The organism is Cupriavidus sp. HY129 (assembly GCF_059492215.1).
In genome coordinates this window covers 605454-630991 of the sequence record NZ_CP083255.1, presented here as the reverse complement: position 1 = coordinate 630991, position 25538 = coordinate 605454, and the positions used below count along the sequence as shown (strand labels likewise).

Sequence of the window (25538 nt, the reverse complement as noted above, 5' to 3'; positions counted from 1 at the left end):
CCCGCCCCCCAAAAGGGTGCGTTGTGGCGCAACCCTTTCGACGTAGCGTATCTCCATGAGTCTTCAAGAACCCATCGGGTCCAAGCTGGCCCAATCACAGTCCCAGGTCGATGGCGAGGCCGACGAGCGGGACGCTGCGGCCCACTCGGATGAACGCTACCGGTTGACGCACAGCTCACAGATCGGCACCGTGCTGCGCGATATGGCCTGGCAGAAGTGCCTGCTGAGTGTGCGCTCGAAGGGCGGCTCCGAGATCGTGACGTCGATCCTGCATGTCGATCCGGCCAACAAGACCTTCATTTTCGATTGGTGCCGTGCCGATGGCGAGCGTCAGGCATTGATGTCGTCGGAGCAGAACGCCTTTTCCGGCCTGCTGCGCGGAGTGCCGGTCAACTTTATCGTTGGCACGCCGGGCGCCACGCGCTTTGAAGGCGGTCCCGCGTTCATCGCCGATTTTCCCGAGAAGCTGTACCACTTCCAGCGCCGCCGCCATTTCCGCGCGCGCACGTTGCTGACCAAAGGCTACCGCTGCGAACTGCGAATTCCCGAGACGGAGAAGCAGGCGCTGCAGCTCGATATCGCTGACTTGTCGTTGTCAGGGGTGGGTTTGCGCTCGCGCGCGGTGGGCGCGGACCAGTTGCCAGTGGGCACCGTGATCAAGCGCTGCCTGCTGGACTTTGCCGAACTCGGCCGGCTGGAGCTCGACATGCAGGTCGTGGGTCATTGGCTGGTGGGCTTCGACGACAACACCGTGCACCACTACGGATGCGCGTTCCTGAACCCGGATGGCCGCATGGAAAACTTCCTGCAGCGCCTGGTGTTCCAGCTCGAACTGGCACACCGGGGCTGACGCCCCGGCGCAAGCGGAAAACGGCTCAGTTGCCGCTCAGTTTCCGCTTAGTTGCCAATCATCTTGCCGATCGCGGCTGCCGCCTCCCGCATGGGGCCGAGCAGCCGCGCAATCATTTCCCCTTCCGATACCTTGTTGGCCTTCACGCTGACGCTGATGGCCGCCAGCACCACGCCGGCCTGCGACCGCACGGGCACGGCGATCGCGCGCAATCCCGGCTCCAGTTCCTCGTCGATCAGCACATAGTCCATGTCGCGGGCGCGCTGGAAGGCTGCCTCAAGCTCAGGACGCGAGATCTTGGTCAGCAGCGTTCGCGGGCGCAGTTCAGCATGGTCGAAGAACGCCTCCAGGATCGGTTGTGGCTGATGGGCCAGCAACAGGCGGCCGGTGGACGTGCAATAGGCCGGCAGGCGGCTGCCCATGCCGAGCGAGTGCGTCAGCACGCGCTGCACTTCCGAGCGAACCAGATACAGGATGTCGGTGCCGTCGAGGATGGCGAGCGCCGAGGTCTCGTGCACGCGCGCGCTGAGGCTATCCAGAACGGGCTGCGCCAGAGAGACGATCGCACTCGACGAGAAAAACGCGTGGCCAAGGTGCAGCACGCGCGGACGCAGCGCGAAGTGGCCGTCCTGCTGGCTGACGTAGCCAAGCTGTTCCAGCGTGTAGAGGCAGCGGCGAACCGAAGCGCGCGACAACTGCGTGCGCTGCGCCACCTGGGAAATAGTCAGTGGGCGCTTGCGTTCGGAGAATGCCTCGAGCACGGTCAGTCCGCGTGCCAGTGAGAGCATGAAGTTGGGATCGCCGGCAAAGCTGCCGAGGATGTCGGCGGGCGGCTTGGCAGCGCGCACGGTGTCGGCTTGCGCGGGTTTGAGACTGATGGGGCTGGGGCTCGGAGCGTCCATGGCGGATAAAACGGTGCGGGGGAGCGTTCGATAATCGCGCATCTTAACGCCCCAGAGCGCTGATTGCCGCCTTCTGGACAAAAAAATGTCGCCGGTCGGGACGGCGACGGGGAAGGGGGTGTCGGTCAAGACGGGGGTCCTGACGACGAATCGAGTATAGGTAGGGGTACAGAGACATTAAATACAACTAAGGTGGGGGAACGCGCTGGCAGCCAACATCTGGTGGCGCAAAGGGCGCTCGGGGGAGGTTCGCGGCGGCTTCAGGATCGCTCAAGGCATTCCTTATTGCTTCCTCAAGGCTTGCCCAGGAACAGGTAGAACGCATAGTTGCCGCCCGCCGCCCGGCCATAGCCGAGGTAGAGCGGCCCGACCGGGCTGTCGATGCCCAGGAATGCCGCCATCGACTTCAGCAGCCCGGTTGGACTACCCGGTACCAGCGGCGCGCCAACGCGCCCGGCTTCGAGCGAGAAGCCAGCGTAGACGCCGTCGAAAAATGTCTGGTGGATCAGCTTGTTGTAGTAGACCATCCGCGCGAACTGCAGATTGCCGCCGATGAGTTGCCCCGTGCTGTACCCCGACTGCTGCAGGAAGCCACCCCATTGGAACAGGTCGTACTTCGGCAGGGCGGGGCCGCCGATATTGCTGCCGGCCTTGAACGCCAAACTGAGCGTGTTATTGCCGATCGAGTATGCCCACGCGCCTGAGATATCGCCCTTGGTATAGGTATCGGTCGCGCCCATGCCACCCTGCGAGGCGTAGACGTTCAGCGTGCCGCCGTACCCGAAGCGCGGGAAGTTGAGATTGTCGAGTTGATCCGCCAGCAGCCGGCCTTCGATGGCGCGCCGGTTGACGCGGCCGGGGCCGGGGCTCAGATACTCGGGGCCGGTGGATAGCGAAGCATTCTGCTCCCCAACAACCACACCAAGCCGGGCCTCGCCGTACTTGGTGATCTGGCTGCCGATGTCGAATGCGAAGTCAGTGCGGCGCAGATCGTACTGGGCCAGTCTGGTGCTGCCGTTGAAGATATTGACCGGCCGCCGCTCCAGTTCGATACGCGGCGCCACGAAGAAGAGCTGGCGCGTATCGAGCGGCTGGTAGAACTCGCTGACCAGGCTCGAAGTCTGACCCACCTGCACATCGGTCCGCCACTCCGCCCCGAGCGAGTTCAGCCAGGTGCGGCGGTAGCTGGCCAGCAGGTTGAAGTAGGCATCGCCGCGGAAGTCGGTGCTCAGCCCGAGACCGAAGCGCAGATAGTCGGGGCCATAGGATTTCTCGATCGCATCGACCGAAAGCACGCGCTTGCCCGGTTCTTCCAGTAAGCGATAGTTCACGTGCTCGAAATCGCCGGTGCCGAACAGGCGGCGCATGTCGCGATCGAGCGTGGCCTGCGAGATCGGCTCGCCGGGCTTGGTTTCCATCGTGGCGGCCGCGAACTCCGGATTCACGCGTTCCATCGGCGCAAAGCGGATTTCGTCGACGGGCCGCACATCGGGCGGTGGCAGCGCCACCTGTCGCGCGCGTAGTTGGGCGTATTGTGCCGGCGGGATCGACAGCTCGGATAGCCGGCTCGCCTCTTTCCGGGCGGCAGCCTCGCCGATTGGGATCGTCTTGGGCAGGTGGTCGAAATCACCCGCCGAGAAATCCCCTAATTCGGGCTTGATCAGGATGTCAGTGGGCCTCAAGGCGGCCAGCGATGTGCGCACGTTCTGCTCGGTCAGGATGTTGAGCATCTGTCCGGTTACCCCGATGATCGAGGTCAGCTCTTCGCGCTTCATCAGCGGCGTGCCGAGGTTGACGGCGATGATGATGTCCGCGCCCATCGCCCGCGCCACGTCGACGGGCAGGTTGTCGGTCAGGCCGCCGTCGACCAGCAGCTTGCCTTCGTACTCGGTGGGCGCTACCGCGCCCGGCACCGACATGCTCGCCCGCATCACGTTGGCCAGTTCGCCCTGGCTGAACACCACCGGCGTACCGGCGACCAGATCCGTGGCGACTGCCCGATACGGAATCGGTAGTGTGTCGAAGTTGCGATAGCCGGGAGCATTGGCGAGCTGCCGCAACACGGTTTCGAGCTGCACGCCCGAGACGGCACCCTTGGGCAAAAGCAGGCCATCCGAGCGCACGCCGATCTCGGGCGTGAAAAGGTTCGTGTGGTCGTCGATCTTGCGGCGAATGGCCAGATCCTGACGGGGCGGGCGCTCCTTGAAGATCGTTCCCGTCGTCAGCCCGCCGACGAGTTTCTCCATGTCCGACGTGCTCATGCCGGTCGCGTACGCGCCGCCGACGATCGATCCCATGCTGGTGCCGGCGATGCAATCGATCGGCACGCGCAGTTCCTCGAGCACCTTGAGCACGCCGATATGGGCCGCGCCACGCGCGCCGCCGCCCGAAAGCACCAGGCAGATCTTAGGCCGGCCCTGCGGCGCCGATGTCGCGGCGGGCTCGGCCGCCAGCGCCGACGGGCCGGCTATCGCGCCCGAACACAGCACTGCCAACCATGCGGCGCAGCGAAGAAGGGCAGAGGCGTGGCGCATCGCAGATGACATGAAGAAGAGGGGGCGGCGAAGGACATTGCCGCGACCTTCAACACTAGCAGTGTGGTCCGCATGTGGCGTATGCCATGCGCCAAGATCAAAACAATTCATCACGCGCGCCGGAACCATTCAGATCGGCGGTCACGCATGTCGGCTTCTGTCCGCTCCGGCGCGGGATAGCCGATGCGGCATATACTGGCGCCGTACCTGATTCCATTGCGTCTTCCGTGTCTTCCGTGTCTTCCGCAGAACATTTCCACACGCCCCCCGACGATCCAAAACCCGCGCCGCCCGAAAGACCCGGCGACAACGAGTGCTGCGGCAGCGGTTGCGATCCATGCGTCTTCGATTTCTACAACGACGAGATGGAGCGCTATCGCCAGGAACTGCGGGCATGGGAGGCGCGCCAGGCCGCTCGCCAGGCCGCTCGCGATAACGCCGCAACGCATTCGTGAACCATTCCGCCGCGCTTCAGGACTTCGTTGAACGGCATCGGCGCCTGTTCGTCCTGACCGGCGCCGGCATCAGCACGGACTCAGGCATTCCGGGCTATCGCGACGAGCAAGGCCGGTGGCAACGCTCGGCGCCGATGACCATCAGCGCGTTCATGAGTGGTCACGCGGCACGGCAACGCTACTGGGCGCGCAGCATGGTCGGCTGGCCGGTGGCGGTGGGGGCACATCCGAATATCAGCCATCGCGTGGTGGCGCGGCTTGGCGATGCCGGGCGCGTGTCGGCGCTGGTTACCCAGAACGTGGATGGACTGCACCAGCAGGCGGGCAGCCGCGATGTCGTCGAGTTGCACGGCAGCATCAGACAGGTCGTGTGCCTGTCGTGCGCCACGCGCTACCCCCGCGTGGGCCTGCAGCACTGGCTCTGGCAACACAATCCCGATTTTCGTGACATGACGGCATTGCCCGCCGCGGATGGCGACGCGCATCTGGAGTCGCCGTTGTTCGACAATTTCGCGGTGCCGGTCTGCGAGCGATGCGAGGGCGTGCTCAAGCCCGATGTGGTGTTTTTTGGCGAGTCGGTGCCGCGTGAACGCGTCGATACCGGCCGGGCGGCACTCGCCAACTCCGATGCCGTGCTGGTGGTCGGGTCGTCGCTGACGGTGTTTTCGGGCTATCGCTTCTGCCTGTGGGCGAACGAGCTGGGCCTGCCGATCGCCGCGCTGAACCTTGGCACCACGCGCGCCGATCCGCTGCTGACACTCAAGGTATCCGCGCCGATCGGGCCCACTCTGTCCGCGCTGGCGACCGGGATCGGGCTGGCTGCCGATTGACCGCCCAGTGACCGAACATTGACCACCAATGGACCTCCGATTGACCCCGGCGGCGCCTGTCGCTAGGATCGACGCATTGCCCGATATCTTCGGGTGCCCCCAACCAGTCATCCCATGACCCCTGTTTCTGTCACGGCGCCCCCCTGCGCGCCGCCGCGCGGCTGATTCCAGCCGACTTACGTCTCCGGTATCGCTGACGAAGACGTGCTCGCGCATCGCGCGCGGCACGCGCCGGAGCCTGCGTGGTTTCTGACAGGACAATTCATGAATTCCGAAAAAGACGTCATGGCGGACGCATCCGCCATGCGCACGTCCATGCACGCGCTTGCCGTGTATGGCGCGACCCCTTTGTTCGTGCTGCTCTGGAGTGGTGGCGCGATATTCAGCCGCGTGGGACTTTCCCATGCCTCGCCATTTGCGTTTCTTACGTTGCGATTCGTCATCGCGCTGACCCTGCTTGCCGCCATCGGCGTGGCACGCCGGCGCGTGTTGCCAGCCCCCGGCACGCGCGTGCGTGTGGCGGTGACGGGCGCGTTGATGATCGGCGGATACTCGATCAGCTACCTGCTGGCACTGGATTTCGGCATGACGCCGGGTGTACTGGCTACCGTGCTGGGCGTGCAGCCAATCCTGACTTTGCTCTGGATGGAGCGGCGCGTGTCGGTGGCACGGCTGGCAGGTCTGACGCTGGCGCTGGCCGGGCTGGTGACGATCGTGGCCGATAGCCTGATGGCCGCAAGGTTCTCGATCGCTGGCTGGGGTGCCGCCCTGGCCGCGCTCGCGTGCATGACGGTGGGCGCCATCGGGCAGAAAGGCATCCGGCAGGCCCCGGTGGAGATCCTGCCGCTGCAGTACACGGTGGCGCTGGCGATGTGCCTGCTGTGCGTGCCGTTCCAGCCGTTCCGGTTCGAGCACGTGCCGGGCTTCTTTTTCCCGCTGCTCTGGATGGGGATCGTGATTTCGGTGGTGGCGACGCTGCTGTTCTACCGGCTGATCCAGGCTGGTAACCTGGTCAACGTGACCAGCCTGTTCTATCTGGTGCCGCCTGTCACAGTTCTGCTGGACTTCGTCGCGCTGAGCAACCGGCCCGCGCCGCTTGCGCTAGTCGGCATGATTGCCATTCCGGTGGGGCTGGCGCTGGTGTTTCGCGCGGGACGCTAGCGCAGGTTGACCTGCACGCGGATGCCGTCGGGCGCCACGGTGATGGCGCCCGGCTCGACGTCCTTGCCGTTGAAGCGGAGTTCTTCGGGTTTGAACGTGTACAGCGGATAGTCCTTCAGCAGTTGCTGGGCCACCACGGCGCCAATGGCGTTGAGTTGCTCGCGATACTGGCTCATGCCTTGCACCTCCACGTCCTGCACGGTCGGGTTGTCCAGCAGCACCGCGCGGCGCGTGGCGTCGTAGCGGACGCCACTGTTCAGCGCCAGCGAGCCGTTGACCGGCGGGGACGGGATCACCGTGTTCGAGAGCGCCGCGTCCACCCGGGTGGTGATGCGGTTGCCGGCCTCGTCTAGCACGAGGCGCGGGTTCGAAAGCCGCACGCTGACCAGTTCGCCATAGCGCAGCGTGGCCGGGAAGCGCTTATCCACCGCGCTCTGCAACTCGTCCTTGGTGAACGTGTATTCGCCAGTCCAGACGTTGTAGCCGGCGTGGGCAGTGCCCAGCGCAGCCGCGACGATGGCCAGGGCCAGCAAAGGTCGGCGTGCGCGGGACAGGCGGTTGATCAGGGTACGGGACATGGCCGGGATGCGAATCGAAGTTACGCAGTCAGACCCGTGCCGCGCGGTGATCGTTCCGACATGTGACGCCGGTGCGGGCCATCGACAGGTTTCAGTAGTGCGGCGGGATTTCGTGCTGCGGATCGGACTCGGCAGCCATGGGTGCGCTGGCACGCACTTGTTGGTACAGCGCGCGAAACTGCGCCTGCAACAGATCGATCTGCTGCTGCTGGCGGGCGACGGCGAGATTCAGCGTCTCGATCAGGTCTTCCTGGAAGGCGACCTTGATCTCCAGATCGGTCAGGCGGGATTCCATGGTGTTCTCCGGTTGGCCGCGCATTGTACGGGACTGCACGGTACGGCCAGCCGGAGAACGGCAACGATGGTCAGTGGACCAGTAGACCAGTAGACCAGTGGGCCAGTGGGCCAGGTTATTCCTTGGGCCCGGCGATCACCATCCACATCACGCCGAACTTGTCGGTGACCATGCCAAAGCGCTCGCTGAAGAACGTCTGCGACGGCGGCATGTTGATCTGGCCACCTTCGGCGAGCTTCTCCATCGTCTTGTCGCACTCGGCGGCATTGGCCACGTTCAGCGACAGGCCGAAGCCCTTGAACTCTGTCTTGCCCTTGGCTTCCCCGTCGGACCCCATGATCACTGCATCGCCGATTTGCAGCGCCATATGCATGATCTTGTCTTGGTTGATGACGGCCGGACCACAGCCGGGACCGGCATCCTTGGGGCCATCGCGGTAGCGCAGCATGGCGCCAACCTGCGCGCCCAGGGCGGTCTTGTAGAACTCGGCCGCTTCCTCAGCGCGACCATCGAAAAACAGATACGGCTGGACTTTCGAGGACATCGATAACTCCTGTGGATTGGGCGCCCAATACGGCCGGGCGGGGGGCTGAACCGGTACTTGTGTACGGCGTCCACAAAGATTAGGCGAGAGTCCGGGGGATGTCCACATCTATTTTCGGGGACAGATATGACGGGTTGCGAAAGGCTTGTTTCACCGTTGCCGTTTGGCGCTGACGCCGGGCCATGTCACAATTCACGGTTACGAGTTTCGGGCGCCGGACCGGCTCGCCGCATGACGCGATCGTGCGGGGGCGCCCCAAGAGCCGACAAATTCACCTGGTTTTCTGGCGATGACTACCATCCTGCAGCACATTCCTTCCGGCCAGCGCGTCGGAATCGCCTTCTCGGGCGGACTCGATACCAGCGCCGCGCTCCTCTGGATGCGCCAGAAGGGCGCCATTCCCTACGCCTACACGGCGAACCTGGGCCAGCCCGACGAGCCGGATTACGACGACATCCCCCGCCGCGCCATGGCGTACGGCGCCGAGGCCGCCCGTCTGGTGGACTGCCGCACCCAACTGGTGGCCGAAGGTATCGCCGCGCTGCAATGCGGCGCGTTCCATATCTCGACGGCTGGCGTGACCTACTTCAACACGACCCCGATCGGCCGTGCCGTGACCGGCACGATGCTGGTGGCGGCGATGAAGGAAGATGGCGTCAACATCTGGGGCGACGGCAGCACGTTCAAGGGCAACGACATCGAGCGCTTCTACCGCTACGGCCTGCTGACCAACCCGGGTCTGCAGATCTACAAGCCGTGGCTGGACCAGCAGTTCATCGACGAACTGGGTGGCCGCGCCGAAATGTCCGAGTTCATGCGGCAGCACGGCCATGCCTACAAGATGTCGGCGGAAAAGGCGTACTCGACCGATTCGAACATGCTCGGCGCCACGCACGAGGCCAAGGATCTGGAGCACCTGGATTCCGGCATCCGCATCGTCCAGCCGATCATGGGCGTGCAGTTCTGGCGCGATGACGTCGAAGTGAAGCGCGAGGAAGTGACCGTGCGCTTCGAGGAAGGCCAGCCGGTGGCGCTGAACGGCAAGACGTTCGCCAATGCCGTCGACCTGCTCATGGAAGCCAATGTCATCGGTGGCCGTCATGGCCTGGGCATGAGCGACCAGATCGAGAACCGCATCATCGAAGCCAAGAGCCGCGGCATCTACGAAGCCCCGGGCCTGGCGCTGCTGTTCATCGCCTACGAGCGTCTGATCACCGGTATCCACAACGAAGACACCATCGAGCAGTACCGCGACAACGGCCGCCGTCTGGGCCGCCTGCTGTACCAGGGCCGCTGGTTCGATCCGCAAGCCATCATGCTGCGCGAAACCGCCCAGCGCTGGGTGGCTGGCGCCGTGACCGGCGAGGTGACGATCGAACTGCGTCGCGGTAACGACTACTCGATCCTGAACACGACGTCTCCGAACCTGACGTACAAGCCCGAGCGCCTGACGATGGAAAAGGGCGAGTCGATGTTCACGCCGCTGGACCGTATTGGCCAGCTCACGATGCGCACGCTCGACATCGTCGACACGCGCGAGAAGCTGCAGACGTACGCCAAGTCCGGCCTGCTGTCGAACCAGACCAGCGCGGCGCTGCCTAAGCTCGAAGACTGAGCACGGCACGTTTCCGGACGGAAAAGCGGCACGAGCGATCGTGCCGCTTTTTTTTTGCCGCCGCCCGGCAGACATCTGGCGCCCTGCAAGCTCTACCGCAACGCGGCACAATGCGTGAAGTCCTCTCCGCTCGTCCTATTCAGGAATCCACCATGCCAGATTTCGCCATGCAATACCGCCGCCTTGGCGCCAGCAACCTGAACGTCTCGACCCTGTGCCTGGGCACGATGATGTTCGCCGATCAGACCGACGAGGCCGAGGCCGCCCGCATCGTCGCCAGCGCGCGTGAGCACGGTGTCAACTTCATCGACACCGCCGACGTGTATAGCAAGGGGGCCTCCGAGCAGATGGTAGGACGGCTGCTGGCCGGCAGTCGCCACGACTGGGTGCTGGCGACCAAGCTCGGAAACGCGATGGGTAGCGGCCCGAACCAGTCGAACTACTCGCGCACGTGGATCATGCGTTCGGTGGAAGACAGCCTGACCCGTCTGGCCACCGACTACATCGACATCCTGTACCTGCATCGCGATTTCGCTGGCGCCAATCTCGAAGAGCCCGTGCGTGCGATGGGCGACCTGATCCGGGCCGGCAAGATCCGCTACTGGGCCGTGTCGAATTTCCGGGGCTGGCGCATCGCGGAAATCGCCGCGCTGTGCGACCGGCTCGGCGTGCCGCGTCCGGTTGCCTGTCAGCCGTATTACAACCTGCTGAACCGGGTGCCCGAAGTCGAAATCCTGCCCGCCTGCCAGCACTTCGGCCTGGGCGTGGTGCCCTATAGCCCGATCGCGCGTGGTGTCCTGACCGGCAAGTATCTGCCGGGACAAGCACCCGGTGCGGACACGCGCGCCGGCCGTGCGGACAGGCGCATCATGGAAACCGAGTTCCGCGAGGAATCGCTGGTCATCGCGCAGACGCTCAAGACCCATGCCGAGGGTCGTGGACTGACGCCGGGCCAGTTCGCCACCGCGTGGGTGCTTGCCAACCCGATCATCAGCTCGGTGATCGCCGGCCCGCGTACGCTGGTGCAATTCGAGGATTATTTTGGCGCGGTGGCCGCGGCGATCACCCCGGCGGAAGAAGCCATGGTCGACGGCCTGGTGCCGCGCGGACATGCGTCGACGCACGGGTACAACGACCCGGGATACCCGTTTGGCGGACGTCCCGTCGCTGCCGCCTAGCAGCCACTCGTAGCCTCCCGCATCCCCGTCCGGGTGTGATTTCCAAGGTGCCTGTTGCGCCCAGTGCACGAAGGATGACGCCCATGTGCGCCAGCCAACTTCCCTGCGGCAAACCGCTGCGGTTGGGCGTAATATAAAAGCACGCACGGCCGTCAGATGACGGCCGACTTGCGTGAGGCTATGAGCCGGCGACGCCCGCCGAGACGGCTGGCCCGGCGCAACCGGATGCGAAACGTGTCACGTCGTGGCTGGATTCTCGTCGGGATGACGGTCGCCGTATGCGGCGGCACCTACATCGTTGTGAGCCTCGTCGCGAATGAGGTTCGCACCTCGCAATGGCAGGCTCGATACATGAGCAGGCTGGGCCAGTCGTTGACGTATTCCATCGAGCCCGGCCCCAGCGACAGCATCCGCTATCCACACTCCGGTCCCTACGACGAGCGACTCGGCTACGAGCGCCTGGGTGAGTTTGGCGAGCGTCTGCTCAAGCAAGGCTACGTGACCAGTTCCCAGGCGCGCATGTCGCCCGACATGGTGCGACTGATGGACAACGGCATCTTTCCGCCCTATCGCGAGAAGAACCAGGCCGGCCTGCTCGTGCGCGACTGCAACGCGTTGACGCTGTCATTCTCGCGCTACCCGCAGCGCCAATATGACAACTTCGAGTCGATTCCAAAGGTGCTGATCTCCTCTCTGCTCTATGTGGAGAACCAGAACCTGCTCAATCCCGAGTATCCGATGATGAATCCGGCGCTGGATTGGCGCCGGCTGTCGCGCGCGGTACTCGACCAGGGCATCAAGTTCGCTGACCGGCACCACGACACGCCCGGCGGCAGCACACTGGCCACACAGATCGAGAAGTTCCGGCATTCCCCGAAGGGAAAAACGCAGTCGGTCTCCGAGAAGTTCCGGCAGATGGCCTCCGCTTCACTGCGCGCCTACCATGACGGACCCGACACGCAGCGCGTGCGTGAGAACGTCGTGCTGGACTATCTGAATACCGTGCCGCTGTCGGCACGTGTCGGCCACGGCGAGATCAACGGTATCGGCGACGCGCTTTACGTCTGGTATGGCGAGGATTTCAGCGAGTTCAACGCGGCGCTGCAGCAGATGAATCCGCGCGCCCCCACGCCACGTGAAGCGCAGGCTTACAAGCGTGCGCTGTCACTGATCATTTCGCAGCGGCGTCCGTCGTATCACCTGCGGCGCGATGACACGAACCTCGATGCGCTGACAGGCAGCTACCTGCGCCTGCTGGCTGCGAACAACGTCATCACGCCGGAGTTGAGGGACGCGGCGCTGGAGCAGTCGTTGGACAAGGCTCCGCCGCCGCCACGCCCGGAAGCCGAGCCGTGGGTCACGCGCAAGGCCGTCAACCAGGTCAGTAACGATGTCTCGCACATGATCGGCATCAACAGCCGCTATGACCTGGACCGGCTGGACCTGACCGTCGACAGCACCATTAATCGCGAGGCACAGCGCCTGGTTACCGATACGCTGCTGCGGATGCGTGACAAGGGCGTAGCGCACGAGATGGGTCTGTATGGCAAGAATCTGCTGCGCGAAGGCGATGACCCGTCGCGTCTCGTGGCCAGCTTCACGTTGTTCGAGCGCGTTGGCAATGCGAGCGTGGTGCGCGTGCAGACTGACAATGTCGACCAGCCGTTCGACATCAACGCCGGGGCGCGGCTCAACCTTGGGTCGACCGCCAAGCTGCGCACGCTGGTGACGTATCTGGAGATCATCAGCGAACTGCATGATCGCTACGCGGACATGAGCCGCGCCGAATTGACCGCGCTCCAGGTGCCGCGACAGGATGTGTTGACACGCTGGGCGGTCGACTACCTGATCGCCGCGAAATCCCCGGCTGACCGCCGGCTGGCCACGATGCTCGATGCCGCGATGGAGCGCAAGTATTCGGGCAGCGCCGGAGAGGCGTTCTTTACCGGTGGCGGCATGCAGAGCTTCTCGAACTTCGAGAAATGGGAAGGCGAGCACCAGATGACAGTGCGCGTGGGCTTCCAGCATTCGGTCAACCTAGTGTTCGTGCGAATGATGCGGGATATCGTGCGCTTTGAGGTCTACCAGGCGCACCCGGACGCGCGTGATTTGCTCGAGGACCGCTACGCGCCCGGCCGTCGCGCTTATCTCGAACAGTTTGCCGACGAAGAAGGCACGGCGTTCATGACCGCGTTCTACCAGCGTTATCGCGGCAAGGGCAACGACGAGCGGCTCAAGGTGTTGCTCGGCCGGGTCAAGCAGCCGACGCCGCATCTGGCGGCCGTGCGGCTGTCTGTCACGCTACTGAGCGCGCGGCCAAACACCGATTTCGAGACATACGCGCGCACGCTGCGCCAGTGGATGCCGAAGCAGAAGGAGACGCTGTCGGACGAGGACCTGCAGGCGCTGTACGTGAAGTACGGCCACGACAAGTTCAACCTCAACGATCGCGGCTACCTGTCGCGCATCCATCCGCTGGAACTATGGATGGTCGAGTATTTGGGCACGCATCCGGATGCGACGCTGAAGGAGATCCTGAAGGCGAGCGCGCCCGATCGCCAGACTGTCTATGCGTGGTTGTTCAAGACGCGCAGCAAGCTTGGTCAGGATGGCCGCATTCGCACGCTGCTGGAACGCGAGGCCTTTGGGAAGATCGCCACGCGCTGGCAACGGCTGGGCTATCCGTTCGATTCGCTTACGCCGTCCTACGGCACGGCGATCGGCGCATCGGGTGACCGGCCTGCCGCGCTGGCCGAACTGGCGGGGATCATTCTGGCCAACGGGGTGGACGCACAGCCCTCGACGGTGCGCGCGCTGGCCTTCGCGTCGGACACGCCCTACGCAAGCGCCTACCGGCTGCAACCGGCGCCCGGCAAGCCGTTGATCGTGCCGGAGATCGCCATGCTGGTGCGGCGATCCATGCTCGATGTCGTGCAGAACGGCACCGCCAAGTCCATCAGCGGTGCGTTCGTGCCATTGAATCGGAAGGGGCAGGCGGTGGGGGCGCCATTGATCATTGCCGGCAAGACCGGCACCGGCGACCAACGCTTCCAGACCTATGGCCCGGGTGGCCGCGTGATCTCGTCGCGTTCGGTCAGCCGCTCGGCGACGTTCGTGTTCCTGCTCGGTGATCGCTATTTCGGCACGGTGACGATTCACGTGCGGGAACCCTACGCCGCGCGTTACTCGTTCACCAGCGCATTGTCATTGCGGGTGCTGCGCTCGCTGGCGCCGCAGATCACGGCGATGGTCGCGCCCGGCAGCGACGCGACACTGCTTCGCTGCGAGAACTGAGCGACCCCGGCCGTGCCGGGATCGCCGCGGGGTCTATGGCTCAGGGCTCAGGCTTTGCGCCGGACCATGTCGTAGATCGCCAACAGCACGATGGCGCCAAGCACCGAGGCAATCCAGCCGGCCGGTTGCCCGGGTTGATACATGCCGAGGGCGCGTCCCACGTAACCCGCCGCCACCGACCCCAGGATGCCGAGGATGATCGTCATGATCCAACCCATCTTGTCATCGCCGGGTTTGATCGCTCTTGCAATCAGACCGACGATCAGGCCAACGAACACGGTGCCAAGAAATGCCATCATGATGCGCTCCTGAAAGTGCGAAGGCCGCCGGTGGGCCGGCGGTTACGGCTGGGGAAGCGGACAGGTCCATATCCCCGGGTTTGTCGGCCCTGCTGCGCGACTTATCCAACCTTGCGCGCGTTGATCACCGCTTCCGCCACGTTGGCCGGTGCTTCGGCGTAGTGCTTGAACTCCATTGTGAATGTGGCACGGCCCTGGGTCAGCGAACGCAGCGACGTCGAATAGCCGAACATCGTCGCCAGCGGCACTTCGGCGCGCACGATCTTGCCGCCACCGCCAGCGATGTCTTCCATACCATGCACCATGCCGCGTCGCGATGACAAATCGCCCATCACGTTGCCGGTGAATTCCTCGGGTGTTTCCACCTCCACGGCCATCATCGGTTCCAGCAGCACCGGCTTGGCGCGCCGCATCCCTTCCTTGAACGCCATCGAGCCGGCCATGCGGAACGCGTTCTCGTTCGAGTCGACGTCGTGGTACGAGCCGAACACCAGCGTGGCCTTCACGTCGACCACCGGGTAGCCGGCCAGCACCCCCGTTTCCAGCGTTTCGCGGATGCCCTTGTCCACAGCGGGGATGAACTCGCGCGGTACCACGCCACCCTTGATGGCATCGACGAACTCGTAGCCACCGCCCTGCGGCATCGGTTCCACATCGAGCACCACGTGGCCATACTGTCCACGGCCGCCCGACTGCTTGATGAATTTGCCTTCGACGTCGCGGGCCTTGCCCTTGATCGTTTCACGATACGCCACCTGCGGCTTGCCGACCGATGCCTCCACGCCGAACTCGCGCTTCATGCGGTCGACGAGGATTTCCAGATGCAGCTCGCCCATGCCGGAAATGATCGTCTGGCCGGATTCCTCGTCGGTCGCCACGCGGAACGAAGGATCTTCCTGCGCCAGCCGGTTCAGGGCGATGCCCATCTTTTCCTGGTCGGCCTTGGTCTTCGGTTCCACGGCCTGCGAAATCACGGGCTCCGGGAAGCTCATGCGTTCGAGGATGATGACCTTGTCCGGGTCGCACAGCGTGTCGCCCGTGGTGGCTTCCTTGAGCCCCACCGCCGCGGCGATGTCGCCCGCGCGCACTTCCTTGATCTCGTTGCGCACGTTGGCGTGCATCTGCAGGATGCGGCCCAGGCGCTCGCGCTTGCCCTTGACCGGGTTGTAGACTGTGTCGCCGGAATTGACCACGCCGGAATAGACGCGGAAGAAGATCAGCTGACCGACGAACGGGTCGGTCATGATCTTGAACGCCAGCGCGGAAAACGGCTCGTCGTCGCTCGGGTGGCGCTCGGCTTCCTTGTCGTCCTCGGTATGCCCCAGGATGGCGGGCACGTCCACCGGGGAGGGCAGGTAGTCGATCACGGCGTCGAGCATTGCCTGCACGCCCTTGTTCTTGAACGCGCTGCCGCAGAGCATCGGCACGATTTCGCCGGCCACCGTGCGCTTGCGCAGGCCGGTCTTGATCTCTTCCTCGGACAGCGGCTCGCCGCTCAGGTAACGCTCGAGCAGCTCCTCGCTGGCTTCGGCCGCGGCCTCAACCATCTTGTCGTGCCATTCCTTCGCGGTGGCAATGAGTTCGGGCGGGATATCGGTGTATTCGAACCGGACGCCCTGGCTGTCGTCGTCCCAGACGATCGCGCGCATCTTGACCAGATCGACCACACCCTTGAAGTGGTCCTCGGCGCCAACGGGGATCTGGATCGGCACGGCATTGCCCTTGAGGCGGTCGGCAATCTGCGTGCGCACGCGGAAGAAGTCCGCGCCCACGCGATCCATCTTGTTGACGAACGCGATGCGCGGCACGCTGTACTTGTTGGCCTGACGCCAGACGGTTTCCGATTGCGGCTGCACGCCGCCCACGGCGTCATAGACCATGCAGGCGCCATCAAGCACGCGCATCGAGCGTTCCACCTCGATGGTGAAGTCCACGTGTCCGGGCGTGTCGATGATGTTGATGCGGTGTTCCGGATAGTTGTTGGCCATGCCTTTCCAGAACGCCGTGGTGGCGGCGGACGTGATGGTGATGCCGCGCTCCTGCTCCTGCTCCATCCAGTCCATGGTGGCCGCGCCGTCGTGCACCTCGCCCAGCTTGTGGTTCACGCCGGTGTAGAAGAGGATGCGCTCCGTCGTCGTCGTCTTGCCAGCGTCGATGTGCGCACTGATGCCGATATTTCGGTAGCGTTCGATGGGGGTCTTGCGGGGCACGGTGTTTCTCCTGGTTAGGGCACCACGGGCAACTAGCGTAGCACTTCCGGGCCAATTCCGTATGTCCCCGCTTCACACAAGGGCAAGCCGACCATGTACCGGATCAGGGCCAGCTTTCGCGTGCGTACAGCCCTGCCTTGGCACGGGCGACGGCGGCTTGTTCGGCGGCGCCTGTATCGGTATAGAACGGCGGATCGGCCAGCGGCAAACCGTTTTCGCGCGCCGCATCGACCAGGATCTGCAGGTACTCGGTCATGTGCGACGCCGTGAAGTCATTGGTATCGTGGAAAGCAACGATCACCGGCACCACGCCGTTCACCGGTTCGAGCCGGTGCGTGGCCATGGCGCGGCCGACCCGTTCGAGCTCGCTGACCATGTGTGAGCGCCGGCGCAGGCTGATATGCCAGCCGTAGATCTTGCCGTCGCGCGCGTTGGCATCGGCCATCAGCATGTCCAGACCAAGCTGGTGATAGACGGCCTCGGTGGCGTCGTTATGGGCCCAGTCGGGCGGCCGCACCACGGGGGCGACGTGGCCGCACTGCGCGACGATGTCGGCCTCACCGGAGCGCAGCGAGTCTGCGAGCTTTTCCGGCGTCAGGCGGGTGTGCGGGACGTGTCCTTCGGGCAGGCCGCTGTGCACGGCCAGCAGGTGGCCTGCCGCGCAGGTGTCGCGCATCTGCGCCTGCCCCTCCGGGCTGCCGCCACGGCGCCGGTGCGCGGTCTGGACGAAGAATACGGCCTTGATGCCGGGCGCAATCGGATTGTCGGCCAACTGGCGCAGGATCACGGGCGTGCTGCCGTCGGGGCCGCTGTCGGGCCCGTCGTCGAACGTTAGCAGGAAGCGCACGGGCGCGAGCGCCTGGGCGGCGTCGGGGGCCTTGGTCAGTGCTGCCGGTTGGGCGCCGGCAAACGGCTGGTCGGCGTCCGCCGCCGTGACGGTTCCCTCCGCTAGTGCGGGGGGCGTGACCAGTGCGGCGATCACGGTGACCGTGGCGATTGCGGCGAGCGTCAGGCGACGCATCGGTAGGACGGATGAAGGCACGTGGAGCGAACGAAATCTAAGGTGTGGCAAGGGATCTCAGGATACGTGGCAGCCAGCCGGTAGCGGCTGGCCCGCGCGACGGTGCACCTTATCACCCCGGCATGACCGCGCGGACGCGCAGTTGTAAGTAACTGTCAATGTGATCTTTTCGTATCACATCAGTGGATGGCGCAGCGTCGACGCATCAGGGCGCCAGGTACTTCCAGGCGACCAGGATCACGACCAACGTGACGATGATGCCGGTGAATGCCACGAGTTCGGCGTCGACGAAACTTTCCGCTCCCCGCCATGGGCCCGGATGGCGCCCCAGTGTGACCATCTTGATGAAGCTCCAGCCGATGGCATAGAACAGGCCGTAAAAAACGAGTTCGACGCAGAGCCAGCCAATGATGCCGACAACCAGATCCATACCGACCTTTCCCGTTCCCGCGTTCGTGTTTTCGACGCCGCGTCGACAGCGATCACGGCGGGCACCTAGAATGCTCGTGTCATCCTCGTCCAACGCATCCCGACATCAACGGTCACTATGCCGTCTATCCTCACCAAAGCCCGGCTGTTGGGACTGGCGGCCTGTCTGCTGCCAGCCGTTCTCCACTGCGTGCCGGTACGCGCGCAGACGGTGGAGCCGGGGGTTGTATTCTCAACGGCCCGGCCCGGCAGCGGGCTGCCGAGCGGATGGCAGAACAGGCCGGTTTTGCCCGGAAAAAAGATGACCGGTTATGTGCTGGTGGCGGACCAAGGTACCACGGTGCTCGAAGCCGATGCCAGCGGCTCGGCATCCGGGCTGGTACACGAGGGCGACTTCGATCTGAACAAGACACCGGTCGTTTCGTGGCGCTGGAAGGTGGCCGCGCCGATCCAGAATGCCGACAATCGCGTGGCCGACCGCGAGGACTCGCCCGCACGGCTCGTGTTCTTCTTCGGCGGTCAGGTCGACAGCCTGTCGATTGGCGATCGCGCCGAGATGTTCGCGGCCCATGCCCTGGGCGAGAGTCTGCCTTACGCCACGCTGATGTACATCTGGACCAACAGCGCCGCGCCCGGTACCGTCATCGAGAATCCTCATTCCAGCCGGGTGCAGATGATCGTGGTCGGTAACGAGGTGGGCAAATGGCAGAGCCTGCGCCGCAATGTCGTCGCTGATTTCGAGAAAGTCTTTCATGAGAAGCCCGGCAAGCTGACCGGCTACGGCATCCTGACCGATACCGACAACACGGGCGGCGTTGCACGCGCCTGGTACGGCGATATCAGGTTCTCGCCGCAGAACTAGCGGGGCCTATTGCCCGGGCGCCGTCGAGCGCGCGATGGCGTTCCGGATCGCCGTCTTCACGGTTTCGGTCAGGCCGGTAGCATCGTCGATACCCGACGCCTCGCGCACGCTGACCACCTTGGCTGGATCGTAGTGGCGGCCGCTATGGATGGCCGCTTCGAACGCATTGGCGCGGGCGTTGATGTCGACCGGGTCCGCGTCCACGAGCAGGATGGCATGGGCCAGCACCAGGTGCCGCTGACCATCGGGTGTCTGCACCGCGCTTGGGGCGCGGCGCCAGTACTGCGCTGTGCCTGCGATCTTGCGGGCGCTATCGCCGGGGCCCCATGCCAGGTTGAAGCGGCCGTCACAGAACGAACCTTCCACGGCCTGCCAATGGGTTTCCACGCCGACCTCGCGCAGCCCTTGGGCGATGACTTCGCACAGATGGAGGTAGACCGGTTCCATCCACGTCGCCACGCCCCGGGGTACAGCGTAGGCCAGGCTGACATTGAGGATGCCTGGACCCTGCGGCACCAGCCCGCCGCCGGACATGCGCAGCCAGACCGGGCAACCCTGGGCCGCGAACTGGGCCCGTGCCTCCGCGATACCCGGCTGGCGCAGGTAGCTGCGTGGGATGACCAGCGAGAGCGGCGCCTCCCAGAGTTGCGCCACCGGGCCGGTGCTGATCGCGTGTTCCAGCAGGGCCAGCTCACCCTGCAGCGGATCGGTCTCGGTTGGATCAGATTCGACAAAGGTGAACGTCATGGCAGCTAGGCGTCGGGCGCTCGCGTGGCGGATAACGCATTCTCCACGCAGGCGGTGTGTGGCGCCAGTGGCGTGACCCCCGACCAGGGGCGGACTAAGGGTTTTGCCGCGGTGTGCCGATATTCATGAGGTCTCAGGTAACCCCCTGCCGGATCATGAATCGACTTACCCTCAATACCAAACTCTGGGCGGCGCTTGCCGTCATGTGGTTGCTGCTGCTTGCGCTCGGTACATGGAATGCCTTCCACGCGCGGTCCGTGATGATGGCCGAGCGGCGCGACGCGCTGCAATCGCTCGTGGCCACCGGCGAGGGCATCGTCAAGCTATACGCTGAACGCGCCGCCAAGGGCGTGATGTCAAAAGAGGACGCCCAGGCCGCCGCCAAGGACGCGCTGCGCGCAATGCGCTTCGGCCAGAACGGCTACCTGTTCATCGTCGATTCCAAGCCGCAGGTGGTGCTGAACCCGGGCCTGCCGCAGACCGAAGGCAATATGGTCGGCGACTTCAAGGACCCCGACGGGGTGTACGTCTACCGCGCGATCATCGAAGGCGCGCGCCGCACCACCGGCGAGGACGCTGGCTTTTCCACCTACCGGGGCCGCCTGCCCGGCACCGAAACGCCGAAGCGCAAGCTGACCTACGGGCGCTACGTGGCGGATTGGGACTGGTTCGTCGCCACGGGCGTGTTCCTGGTCGACATCGAGGATGCCTTCCGCGCCAACCTGATCAACGCGATTGTCAGCACCTTGCTGATCGGAGCGCTGATTGCTGCCGTGATGGGCATGATCATGCGGACGGTCAAGCGCAGCCTTGGTGGCGAGCCAGCCTACGCCGTGGAATCGGTGACGCGTATCGCGGGCGGCGACCTGACCGTGCCGCTGCAGGTGCGCGGTGACGACGATCGCAGCGTGCTGGCCGCCATGCAGCAGATGCAGGAGCGACTTGCCGTAACGCTGGGCGATATCCGCGGCGCGGCCGGCGCCATCGCCAGCGCCACGCATCAGATCTCGGCTGGCAACAACGATCTGTCGCAACGGACCGAACAGCAGGCCGCCGCGCTCGAGCAGACCGCATCGAGCATGGAGGAGCTGACCGGCATCGTGCGCCAGAACGCCGACAATGCGCGGCAGGCCAGCGCGCTGGCCGTCAACGCATCGGAAATCGCCAATCGTGGCGGCGAGGTGGTCAGCGAAGTGGTGAGCACGATGGGCGAGATCAACCAGGCCTCGCGCAAGATCGTCGACATCATCGGCGTGATCGAGGGCATCGCGTTCCAGACCAATATCCTGGCGCTGAACGCTGCGGTAGAAGCGGCGCGCGCCGGTGAACAAGGACGCGGATTCGCGGTGGTGGCGGGTGAGGTGCGCAGCCTCGCCCAGCGCAGCGCCAATGCGGCGAAGGAGATCAAGACGCTGATCGACAACTCGGTGGCGCAGGTTGACACCGGTTCGACGCTGGTGGCCAAGGCCGGCGCCACAATGCAGGAGGTGGTTGGCGCGGTCAGACGTGTCACCGACATCATGGGCGAGATCAGCGCCGCGTCGGCCGAGCAGAGCACCGGCATCGAGCAGGTGGGCCAGGCCGTGACGCAGATGGACTCCGTCACGCAGCAGAATGCCGCGCTCGTGGAAGAAGCGGCCGCTGCCGCGCAATCGCTGGCCGAGCAGGCACAGTCGATGATGCGTGCGGTGTCGGCGTTCCGCCTGGCAACGGTCTGAACCTGTTGGCCTTCTTGTTATCGACGTCTTCCCGTCATCACGCCGTCTGCGACGACGCGGGCTGTAGCGCGCGCATGGCATCGGCTGCGATCTCGAATGATCGCAGCCGCGCGGCATGGTCGTAGATCTGGCCCGTCAGCATCAGCTCATCCGGCCGCAGATCGTCCACGAAACGCTGGATGCCCTCGCGTACCGTTGCCGGGTCTCCCACGACCGAGCAGGAGAGGGAGCGGCGGATATGCTCCGCTTCGCTGGCGTCCCACAGACGCTCGATATCGTCGACCGGCGGCTTGAGTTGTCCCGGCGTGCCGCGAACCAGCGCCAGAAACTGCTGCTGCAGCGAACTGAACAGGCGGCGCGCTTCAGCGTCGGTCTCGGCGGCGAACACGTTGAGGCCCAGCATCACGTGCGGACGATCGAGTTGCTCCGACGGGCGGAAGGTGCGGCGATACAGGTCTACCGCCTGCCGCATGAAGCCCGGGGCAAAGTGCGAAGCAAACGCGAAAGGCAGGCCCATCGCCGCCGCTAGCTGCGCGCCGAACAGGCTGGAACCGAGGAGCCACAGCGGCACCTTGAGCCCCGCGCCCGGCACGGCGCGCACGCGCTGGCCGGGTCGCACCTCATCAAAGTACGCCTGCAGTTCTTCCACATCCTGCGGGAACGAATCGGCCGAGTCGTGGCTCAGGGTTCGGCGCAGCGCGCGTGCCGTGGCCTGGTCGGTGCCGGGCGCGCGGCCGAGCCCGAGGTCGATCCGGCCCGGATAGAGCGAGGCCAGCGTGCCGAACTGTTCGGCTACCACCAGCGGGGAATGGTTGGGCAGCATGATGCCGCCGGAGCCGACCCGGATCGTCGAGGTGCCGTTGGCGACGTACCCGATCAGCACCGCCGTGGCGGCACTGGCAATGCCCGGCATGTTGTGGTGTTCGGCCAGCCAGAAGCGCCGATAGCCAAGACGTTCCGCGTGCTGCGCCAGGCTCAGCGTGTTGCGCATGGCCTGGGTGGCGTCGCTGCCTTCGATGATGGGCGAGAGGTCGAGCAGGGAATAGGGAATCATGGGGGAGAACTTGCATGCCTCGCGCGACGCATGCCACGCGAGGTCTCGAATCAGGGACGGGCTATGGTAGTCACACCGGCCAGATCGTGCTGGCGGCGGCAAAGTAGCCATGACGGCCGTGGGGCCACCGTTACACCCGGCCGAATCACACGTGGCCGAACAACCGCGACGCGACGGCACTGCTGGCAATGCGCCGACCAATGGCCACGCCGAGCGCGCGATAGCTTTCCCACTGCGCTTCATCGAAGAACTGGTCGGCCGTGCCTTCCTGCGGGAATGCCGGGTGCATTGCGCCATACTGCCGCACGTCCGCCGGTGCTGATGGCGTCAGCCGAGGCTTGAGCAGCACGATGCGTGTGATCGGCGTGCTGTCGGGTGCCCCCGCCTGGCCAGCGATATGGACGTTGAGCAGGATGGCGACCTTGTCGCGGGACTCGGGTGGGGCATTGGCGGTGAAGTCGTCTGGCGTGCCGAATACCGGGCCCAGAACGGCGTCGTCCGGCGCCGCCTGATCGACAACGATCTCAAGCCCGAAGTCGATGCGCGCCAGCCGGATCAGGTTGGCAAGATCGCCAAAGCGGTAATCCCCGTCGCAACCGCAGTCACAGACGACGATCAGGCCGACACGGCGCTCGGGGCGTAGCAGTTCGTAGATGGCCGTGTTCTCGAAGTGCCCGCCGTCCGACAGATACTGCCAGCGTCGTCGCGTGCCGTGGAAGCGCGCGGCCAGTTCGCACGCAAGGTAGTACTGCGTGCGGAACAGGCCGGTGATCACGCCCAGCGCCGGATGCAGTCGCTGTTCGATATCGGGGCGGCGCATGGCCGACGGCACTGCGCACGATCCGCCTTCGGCCATGTTCGACGGCCACCAGATCCCCAGCCGCAGATTGGCCAGCCCGAGCAGTAGCGACGTGCCCAGCGTCGTGGCGCGCCCGAGGCCCGTGGAGATCGCGGCGCCAGAGATCGCGATCCAGTCGCCGACGGTACGCGCCTGCGCCATCTCGATCGAACGTGTGGCGGCGCCGGCAGGCTGCTGCGATTTCGCGCAGCAGAGTTGCCCGTCGACCGTGAAGCGCACGTAGGCGTCGGCGGGAAGCTGCTGGGCATTGCCCGGCTGCACCAGCGCGGGTCCGGGGCCGATGCAGAGCGGCTTGCCCTTGCGGTCGCGTTGAACGAGCTGCTCCGCGGGGTCCACCGTCTGGTTCATCGTCACGTTGATCAGGTGCAGCGGGGCCAGAACGCGGGGGTCGTAGTAGTCGTTGAGGCTGAGCGCGTCATCCGGCGCGGGCTCGGCCACGCTGAAGCGCTGGCGTGCCGCGCGGTCCGTCGCGGGGGTGCTGAATCGATTGCCGTTGGACGCGCCGAGGTAAGCCCGCGTCAGGCGGGCCGCGTAGAACGACTGCAGCGTGGACAGGTTCAGGAAGCCTGCGAAGCGTCCCACCACGATCGCCATGCACAACGCCAGCAACGTCAGCGTGGCGAGCGCGGCGGTGGTCCACGCCTTGCCGAACACATGCCAGTCGACGGGCTCGCCGCCGTCCCAGCGCACCCAGAGCACGATCCACGACCACAGCACGAAGACGAGCAGCGCGACCAGTGCGGCGACCAATCCCGCGAGCAGCGACACGGGCAGCCGGGATAGCAGCGAGCGCCAGACCGAATCCGTGGCGCCCTGCTTGCCGTCGTCGAATAGTGTCGCCCCGTAGCGGACCAGCCACACCAGGCCGCCGAGCGCGCCGGCCGGGCCGATCGCGGCCCATGGGTGCGCCGCCATGAAGCTGTAGAGGTAGCACGTGCGGGCGACCGTGTCGGCCAGGCCCAGCGCGGCCAGTATCGCCGTGAACCCCATCGCGCCACGCAGTACCCGCGTGGCGCGCACACGGTAGTTGGTGACCGTGCGCGGCGCGGGCATCAGCATGACCAGGCAGGCGGCCACGCCGAGCCACGCCAGCACGCCGATCACGAAACAGGCATAGGCAACGCGCATGTTCGGTTCAATTGTCTGGAACCATAACGACGCAGCAAGGAACAGCGCGCCGAGCAGCATCGTGAGCAGGACGGCGCCGTTGAGCGCACGCACGGGCTGCTGCGGATTGTCGGATGTGGGATAGACGAGCCAGTACGCGATGCCGGGCGGCAGCACGAACAGCACGGTGGATGCCACCGGCATCCAGAGGTAGGAACTCCACCAGATTCCCAGGTCGCCGTCGTTGATGGCCTGCCGTGCGTCATGCAGGAGGTCCATCTCACTCTGCCACAAGCCGGGCCAGGTCCCGGTGGCCTTGTGCAGGCCCAATGCCAACGCGGCCAGCAGTACCAGCAACGCACTGCCGATGACGTATTGCATCGCCATCCAGTTGCGGACGATGACTGCCGCCGCGTACAGGTTGTCGCCAGCACCGGTCGGGGTGAGATAGCGGCCGTTCTCGCGTAGCCATGCCACGGCGGCCCGGCCCGGGGCGTCGCTGTAGACATCTCCCGTGCGGATACGGCCCGGTGGCTCGTACTGCAGTGTGCGATAGGCGTCCTGCGCGGCCTGAAGCGGACTGGAGCCACGACGCAGGCGGCCCGGTACGAACAGGCTGGTGAAGAACGATCCGATGTAGCCGCCGCCGCTGACCGTGGAAAGGTAGTCGAACTGGGCCAGCAGCGAGCGCGTGCCCGGGGTGTCGGCCGGCGTCGAGCTGGTATTGGGGGTGGCTTCGGGGCTGGCCTCGCGGGTAGCATTGGGGGGGCCATCAGGCGCAGGCGCTTCGGCCAGCGCTTGCATCACGCCCAGGCAGAACGTGGCGCTGCGAATGCCGCCCCCGGAAAGCGCCAGCGCGCGGTTGCGTCCGTCAGTTCCCGCTACCTCGGGAATGTCGAGCGCGCGACGGCGGTGGGCCACGCGCGCGGCTTCCTCTTCCCAACCATGGTCTTCGCCCGGCATGCCACCCTCCGTGCACAAACGGTTTGGGCCAAG

21 protein-coding genes are annotated in these 25538 nt (G+C 65.2%); 9 read left to right on the top strand and 12 right to left on the bottom strand.

Annotated elements, in window-relative coordinates; all coding sequences use genetic code 11:
* The first annotated feature begins 55 nt into the window (after positions 1–55).
* The gene (locus K6G35_RS19265) at positions 56–850 is read left to right on the top strand and encodes a flagellar brake protein (RefSeq protein WP_008645452.1); all 795 of its coding nucleotides are present in this window, start codon (positions 56–58) and stop codon (positions 848–850) included.
* A 47-nt stretch (positions 851–897) separates the two neighbouring features.
* Here the strand turns inward: K6G35_RS19265 and K6G35_RS19260 are convergent, their stop codons facing one another.
* Entirely contained in the window at positions 898–1752 is an 855-nt protein-coding gene (locus K6G35_RS19260; RefSeq protein ID WP_008645453.1) for an IclR family transcriptional regulator domain-containing protein, read from the bottom strand.
* A gap of 293 nt (positions 1753–2045) precedes the next feature.
* Positions 2046–4298 (bottom strand): patatin-like phospholipase family protein, encoded by a 2253-nt coding sequence (locus K6G35_RS19255; protein WP_495676865.1) that lies wholly within the window; start codon positions 4296–4298, stop codon positions 2046–2048.
* 224 nt (positions 4299–4522) lie between these two features.
* On the opposite strand from K6G35_RS19255, the gene K6G35_RS19250 reads away from it, so the two are divergent.
* The 3 genes from K6G35_RS19250 to K6G35_RS19240 all read left to right on the top strand — a co-directional run bounded on the left by K6G35_RS19250 (position 4523) and on the right by K6G35_RS19240 (position 6732).
* A complete protein-coding gene (locus K6G35_RS19250; protein WP_035836226.1) occupies positions 4523–4741 on the top strand; it encodes an oxidoreductase-like domain-containing protein in 219 nt (72 codons plus the stop codon).
* Positions 4738–5571 (top strand): NAD-dependent protein deacetylase, encoded by an 834-nt coding sequence (locus K6G35_RS19245; RefSeq protein ID WP_008645457.1) that lies wholly within the window; start codon positions 4738–4740, stop codon positions 5569–5571. The genes K6G35_RS19250 and K6G35_RS19245 overlap by 4 nt, the downstream gene beginning before the upstream one ends.
* 303 nt (positions 5572–5874) lie before the next feature.
* A complete protein-coding gene (locus K6G35_RS19240; protein ID WP_495677114.1) occupies positions 5875–6732 on the top strand; it encodes a DMT family transporter in 858 nt (285 codons plus the stop codon).
* Here the strand turns inward: K6G35_RS19240 and K6G35_RS19235 are convergent.
* From K6G35_RS19235 to K6G35_RS19225, 3 genes are all read right to left on the bottom strand, one after another.
* A complete protein-coding gene (locus K6G35_RS19235) occupies positions 6729–7310 on the bottom strand; it encodes a DUF1439 domain-containing protein (protein ID WP_008645460.1) in 582 nt (193 codons plus the stop codon). The genes K6G35_RS19240 and K6G35_RS19235 overlap by 4 nt on opposite strands.
* Before the next feature lie 91 nt (positions 7311–7401).
* A complete protein-coding gene (locus tag K6G35_RS19230; protein WP_008645462.1) occupies positions 7402–7605 on the bottom strand; it encodes a SlyX family protein in 204 nt (67 codons plus the stop codon).
* A 115-nt stretch (positions 7606–7720) separates the two neighbouring features.
* Positions 7721–8149: a VOC family protein gene (locus K6G35_RS19225; RefSeq protein ID WP_008645464.1), complete on the bottom strand. Its 429-nt coding sequence runs from the start codon at positions 8147–8149 to the stop codon at positions 7721–7723.
* A gap of 289 nt (positions 8150–8438) precedes the next feature.
* Between K6G35_RS19225 and argG the strand changes: the two genes are divergently transcribed.
* The 3 genes from argG to K6G35_RS19210 all read left to right on the top strand — a co-directional run bounded on the left by argG (position 8439) and on the right by K6G35_RS19210 (position 14236).
* Positions 8439–9764 carry an argininosuccinate synthase gene (gene argG / locus K6G35_RS19220; protein WP_008645466.1) on the top strand — a complete coding sequence of 442 codons (1326 nt, stop codon included), beginning with the start codon at positions 8439–8441 and terminating at the stop codon, positions 9762–9764.
* Between the two features lie 152 nt (positions 9765–9916).
* A complete protein-coding gene (locus K6G35_RS19215; protein WP_008645468.1) occupies positions 9917–10942 on the top strand; it encodes an aldo/keto reductase in 1026 nt (341 codons plus the stop codon).
* Positions 10943–11167: 225 nt separating this feature from the next.
* A complete protein-coding gene (locus K6G35_RS19210; RefSeq protein ID WP_286880734.1) occupies positions 11168–14236 on the top strand; it encodes a transglycosylase domain-containing protein in 3069 nt (1022 codons plus the stop codon).
* A 47-nt stretch (positions 14237–14283) separates the two neighbouring features.
* Here the strand turns inward: K6G35_RS19210 and K6G35_RS19205 are convergent, their stop codons facing one another.
* The 4 genes from K6G35_RS19205 to K6G35_RS19190 form a co-directional block, all read right to left on the bottom strand.
* Positions 14284–14535 carry a GlsB/YeaQ/YmgE family stress response membrane protein gene (locus tag K6G35_RS19205; protein ID WP_040011011.1) on the bottom strand — a complete coding sequence of 84 codons (252 nt, stop codon included), beginning with the start codon at positions 14533–14535 and terminating at the stop codon, positions 14284–14286.
* A gap of 101 nt (positions 14536–14636) precedes the next feature.
* On the bottom strand, positions 14637–16745 hold the full coding sequence (gene fusA / locus K6G35_RS19200; RefSeq protein WP_035883047.1) for an elongation factor G: 2109 nt from the start codon (positions 16743–16745) through the stop codon (positions 14637–14639).
* A gap of 103 nt (positions 16746–16848) precedes the next feature.
* Positions 16849–17787: a polysaccharide deacetylase family protein gene (locus K6G35_RS19195; protein WP_234707014.1), complete on the bottom strand. Its 939-nt coding sequence runs from the start codon at positions 17785–17787 to the stop codon at positions 16849–16851.
* Positions 17788–17971: 184 nt separating this feature from the next.
* Positions 17972–18196, bottom strand: coding sequence for a hypothetical protein (locus K6G35_RS19190; protein ID WP_035883049.1), 225 nt, complete (start codon positions 18194–18196; stop codon positions 17972–17974).
* Positions 18197–18313: 117 nt separating this feature from the next.
* Here K6G35_RS19190 and K6G35_RS19185 point away from each other — a divergent pair, with 117 nt between their 5' ends.
* A complete protein-coding gene (locus tag K6G35_RS19185) occupies positions 18314–19057 on the top strand; it encodes a DUF3047 domain-containing protein (protein ID WP_495676864.1) in 744 nt (247 codons plus the stop codon).
* Positions 19058–19063: 6 nt separating this feature from the next.
* On the opposite strand, the gene K6G35_RS19180 is transcribed toward K6G35_RS19185, so the two are convergent.
* Entirely contained in the window at positions 19064–19804 is a 741-nt protein-coding gene (locus tag K6G35_RS19180) for a lipoyl protein ligase domain-containing protein (RefSeq protein ID WP_035883054.1), read from the bottom strand.
* A 155-nt stretch (positions 19805–19959) separates the two neighbouring features.
* Here K6G35_RS19180 and K6G35_RS19175 point away from each other — a divergent pair, with 155 nt between their 5' ends.
* Complete coding sequence (locus K6G35_RS19175; RefSeq protein ID WP_035883055.1) at positions 19960–21522, top strand: methyl-accepting chemotaxis protein; 1563 nt, start codon at positions 19960–19962, stop codon at positions 21520–21522.
* A gap of 37 nt (positions 21523–21559) precedes the next feature.
* Here the strand turns inward: K6G35_RS19175 and K6G35_RS19170 are convergent, their stop codons facing one another.
* Positions 21560–22576 carry an LLM class flavin-dependent oxidoreductase gene (locus tag K6G35_RS19170; RefSeq protein WP_008645489.1) on the bottom strand — a complete coding sequence of 339 codons (1017 nt, stop codon included), beginning with the start codon at positions 22574–22576 and terminating at the stop codon, positions 21560–21562.
* Between the two features lie 145 nt (positions 22577–22721).
* Positions 22722–25505, bottom strand: a complete 2784-nt coding sequence (locus K6G35_RS19165) for a hypothetical protein (RefSeq protein ID WP_495676863.1) — start codon at positions 25503–25505, stop codon at positions 22722–22724.
* Between the last annotated feature and the right edge of the window lie 33 nt (positions 25506–25538).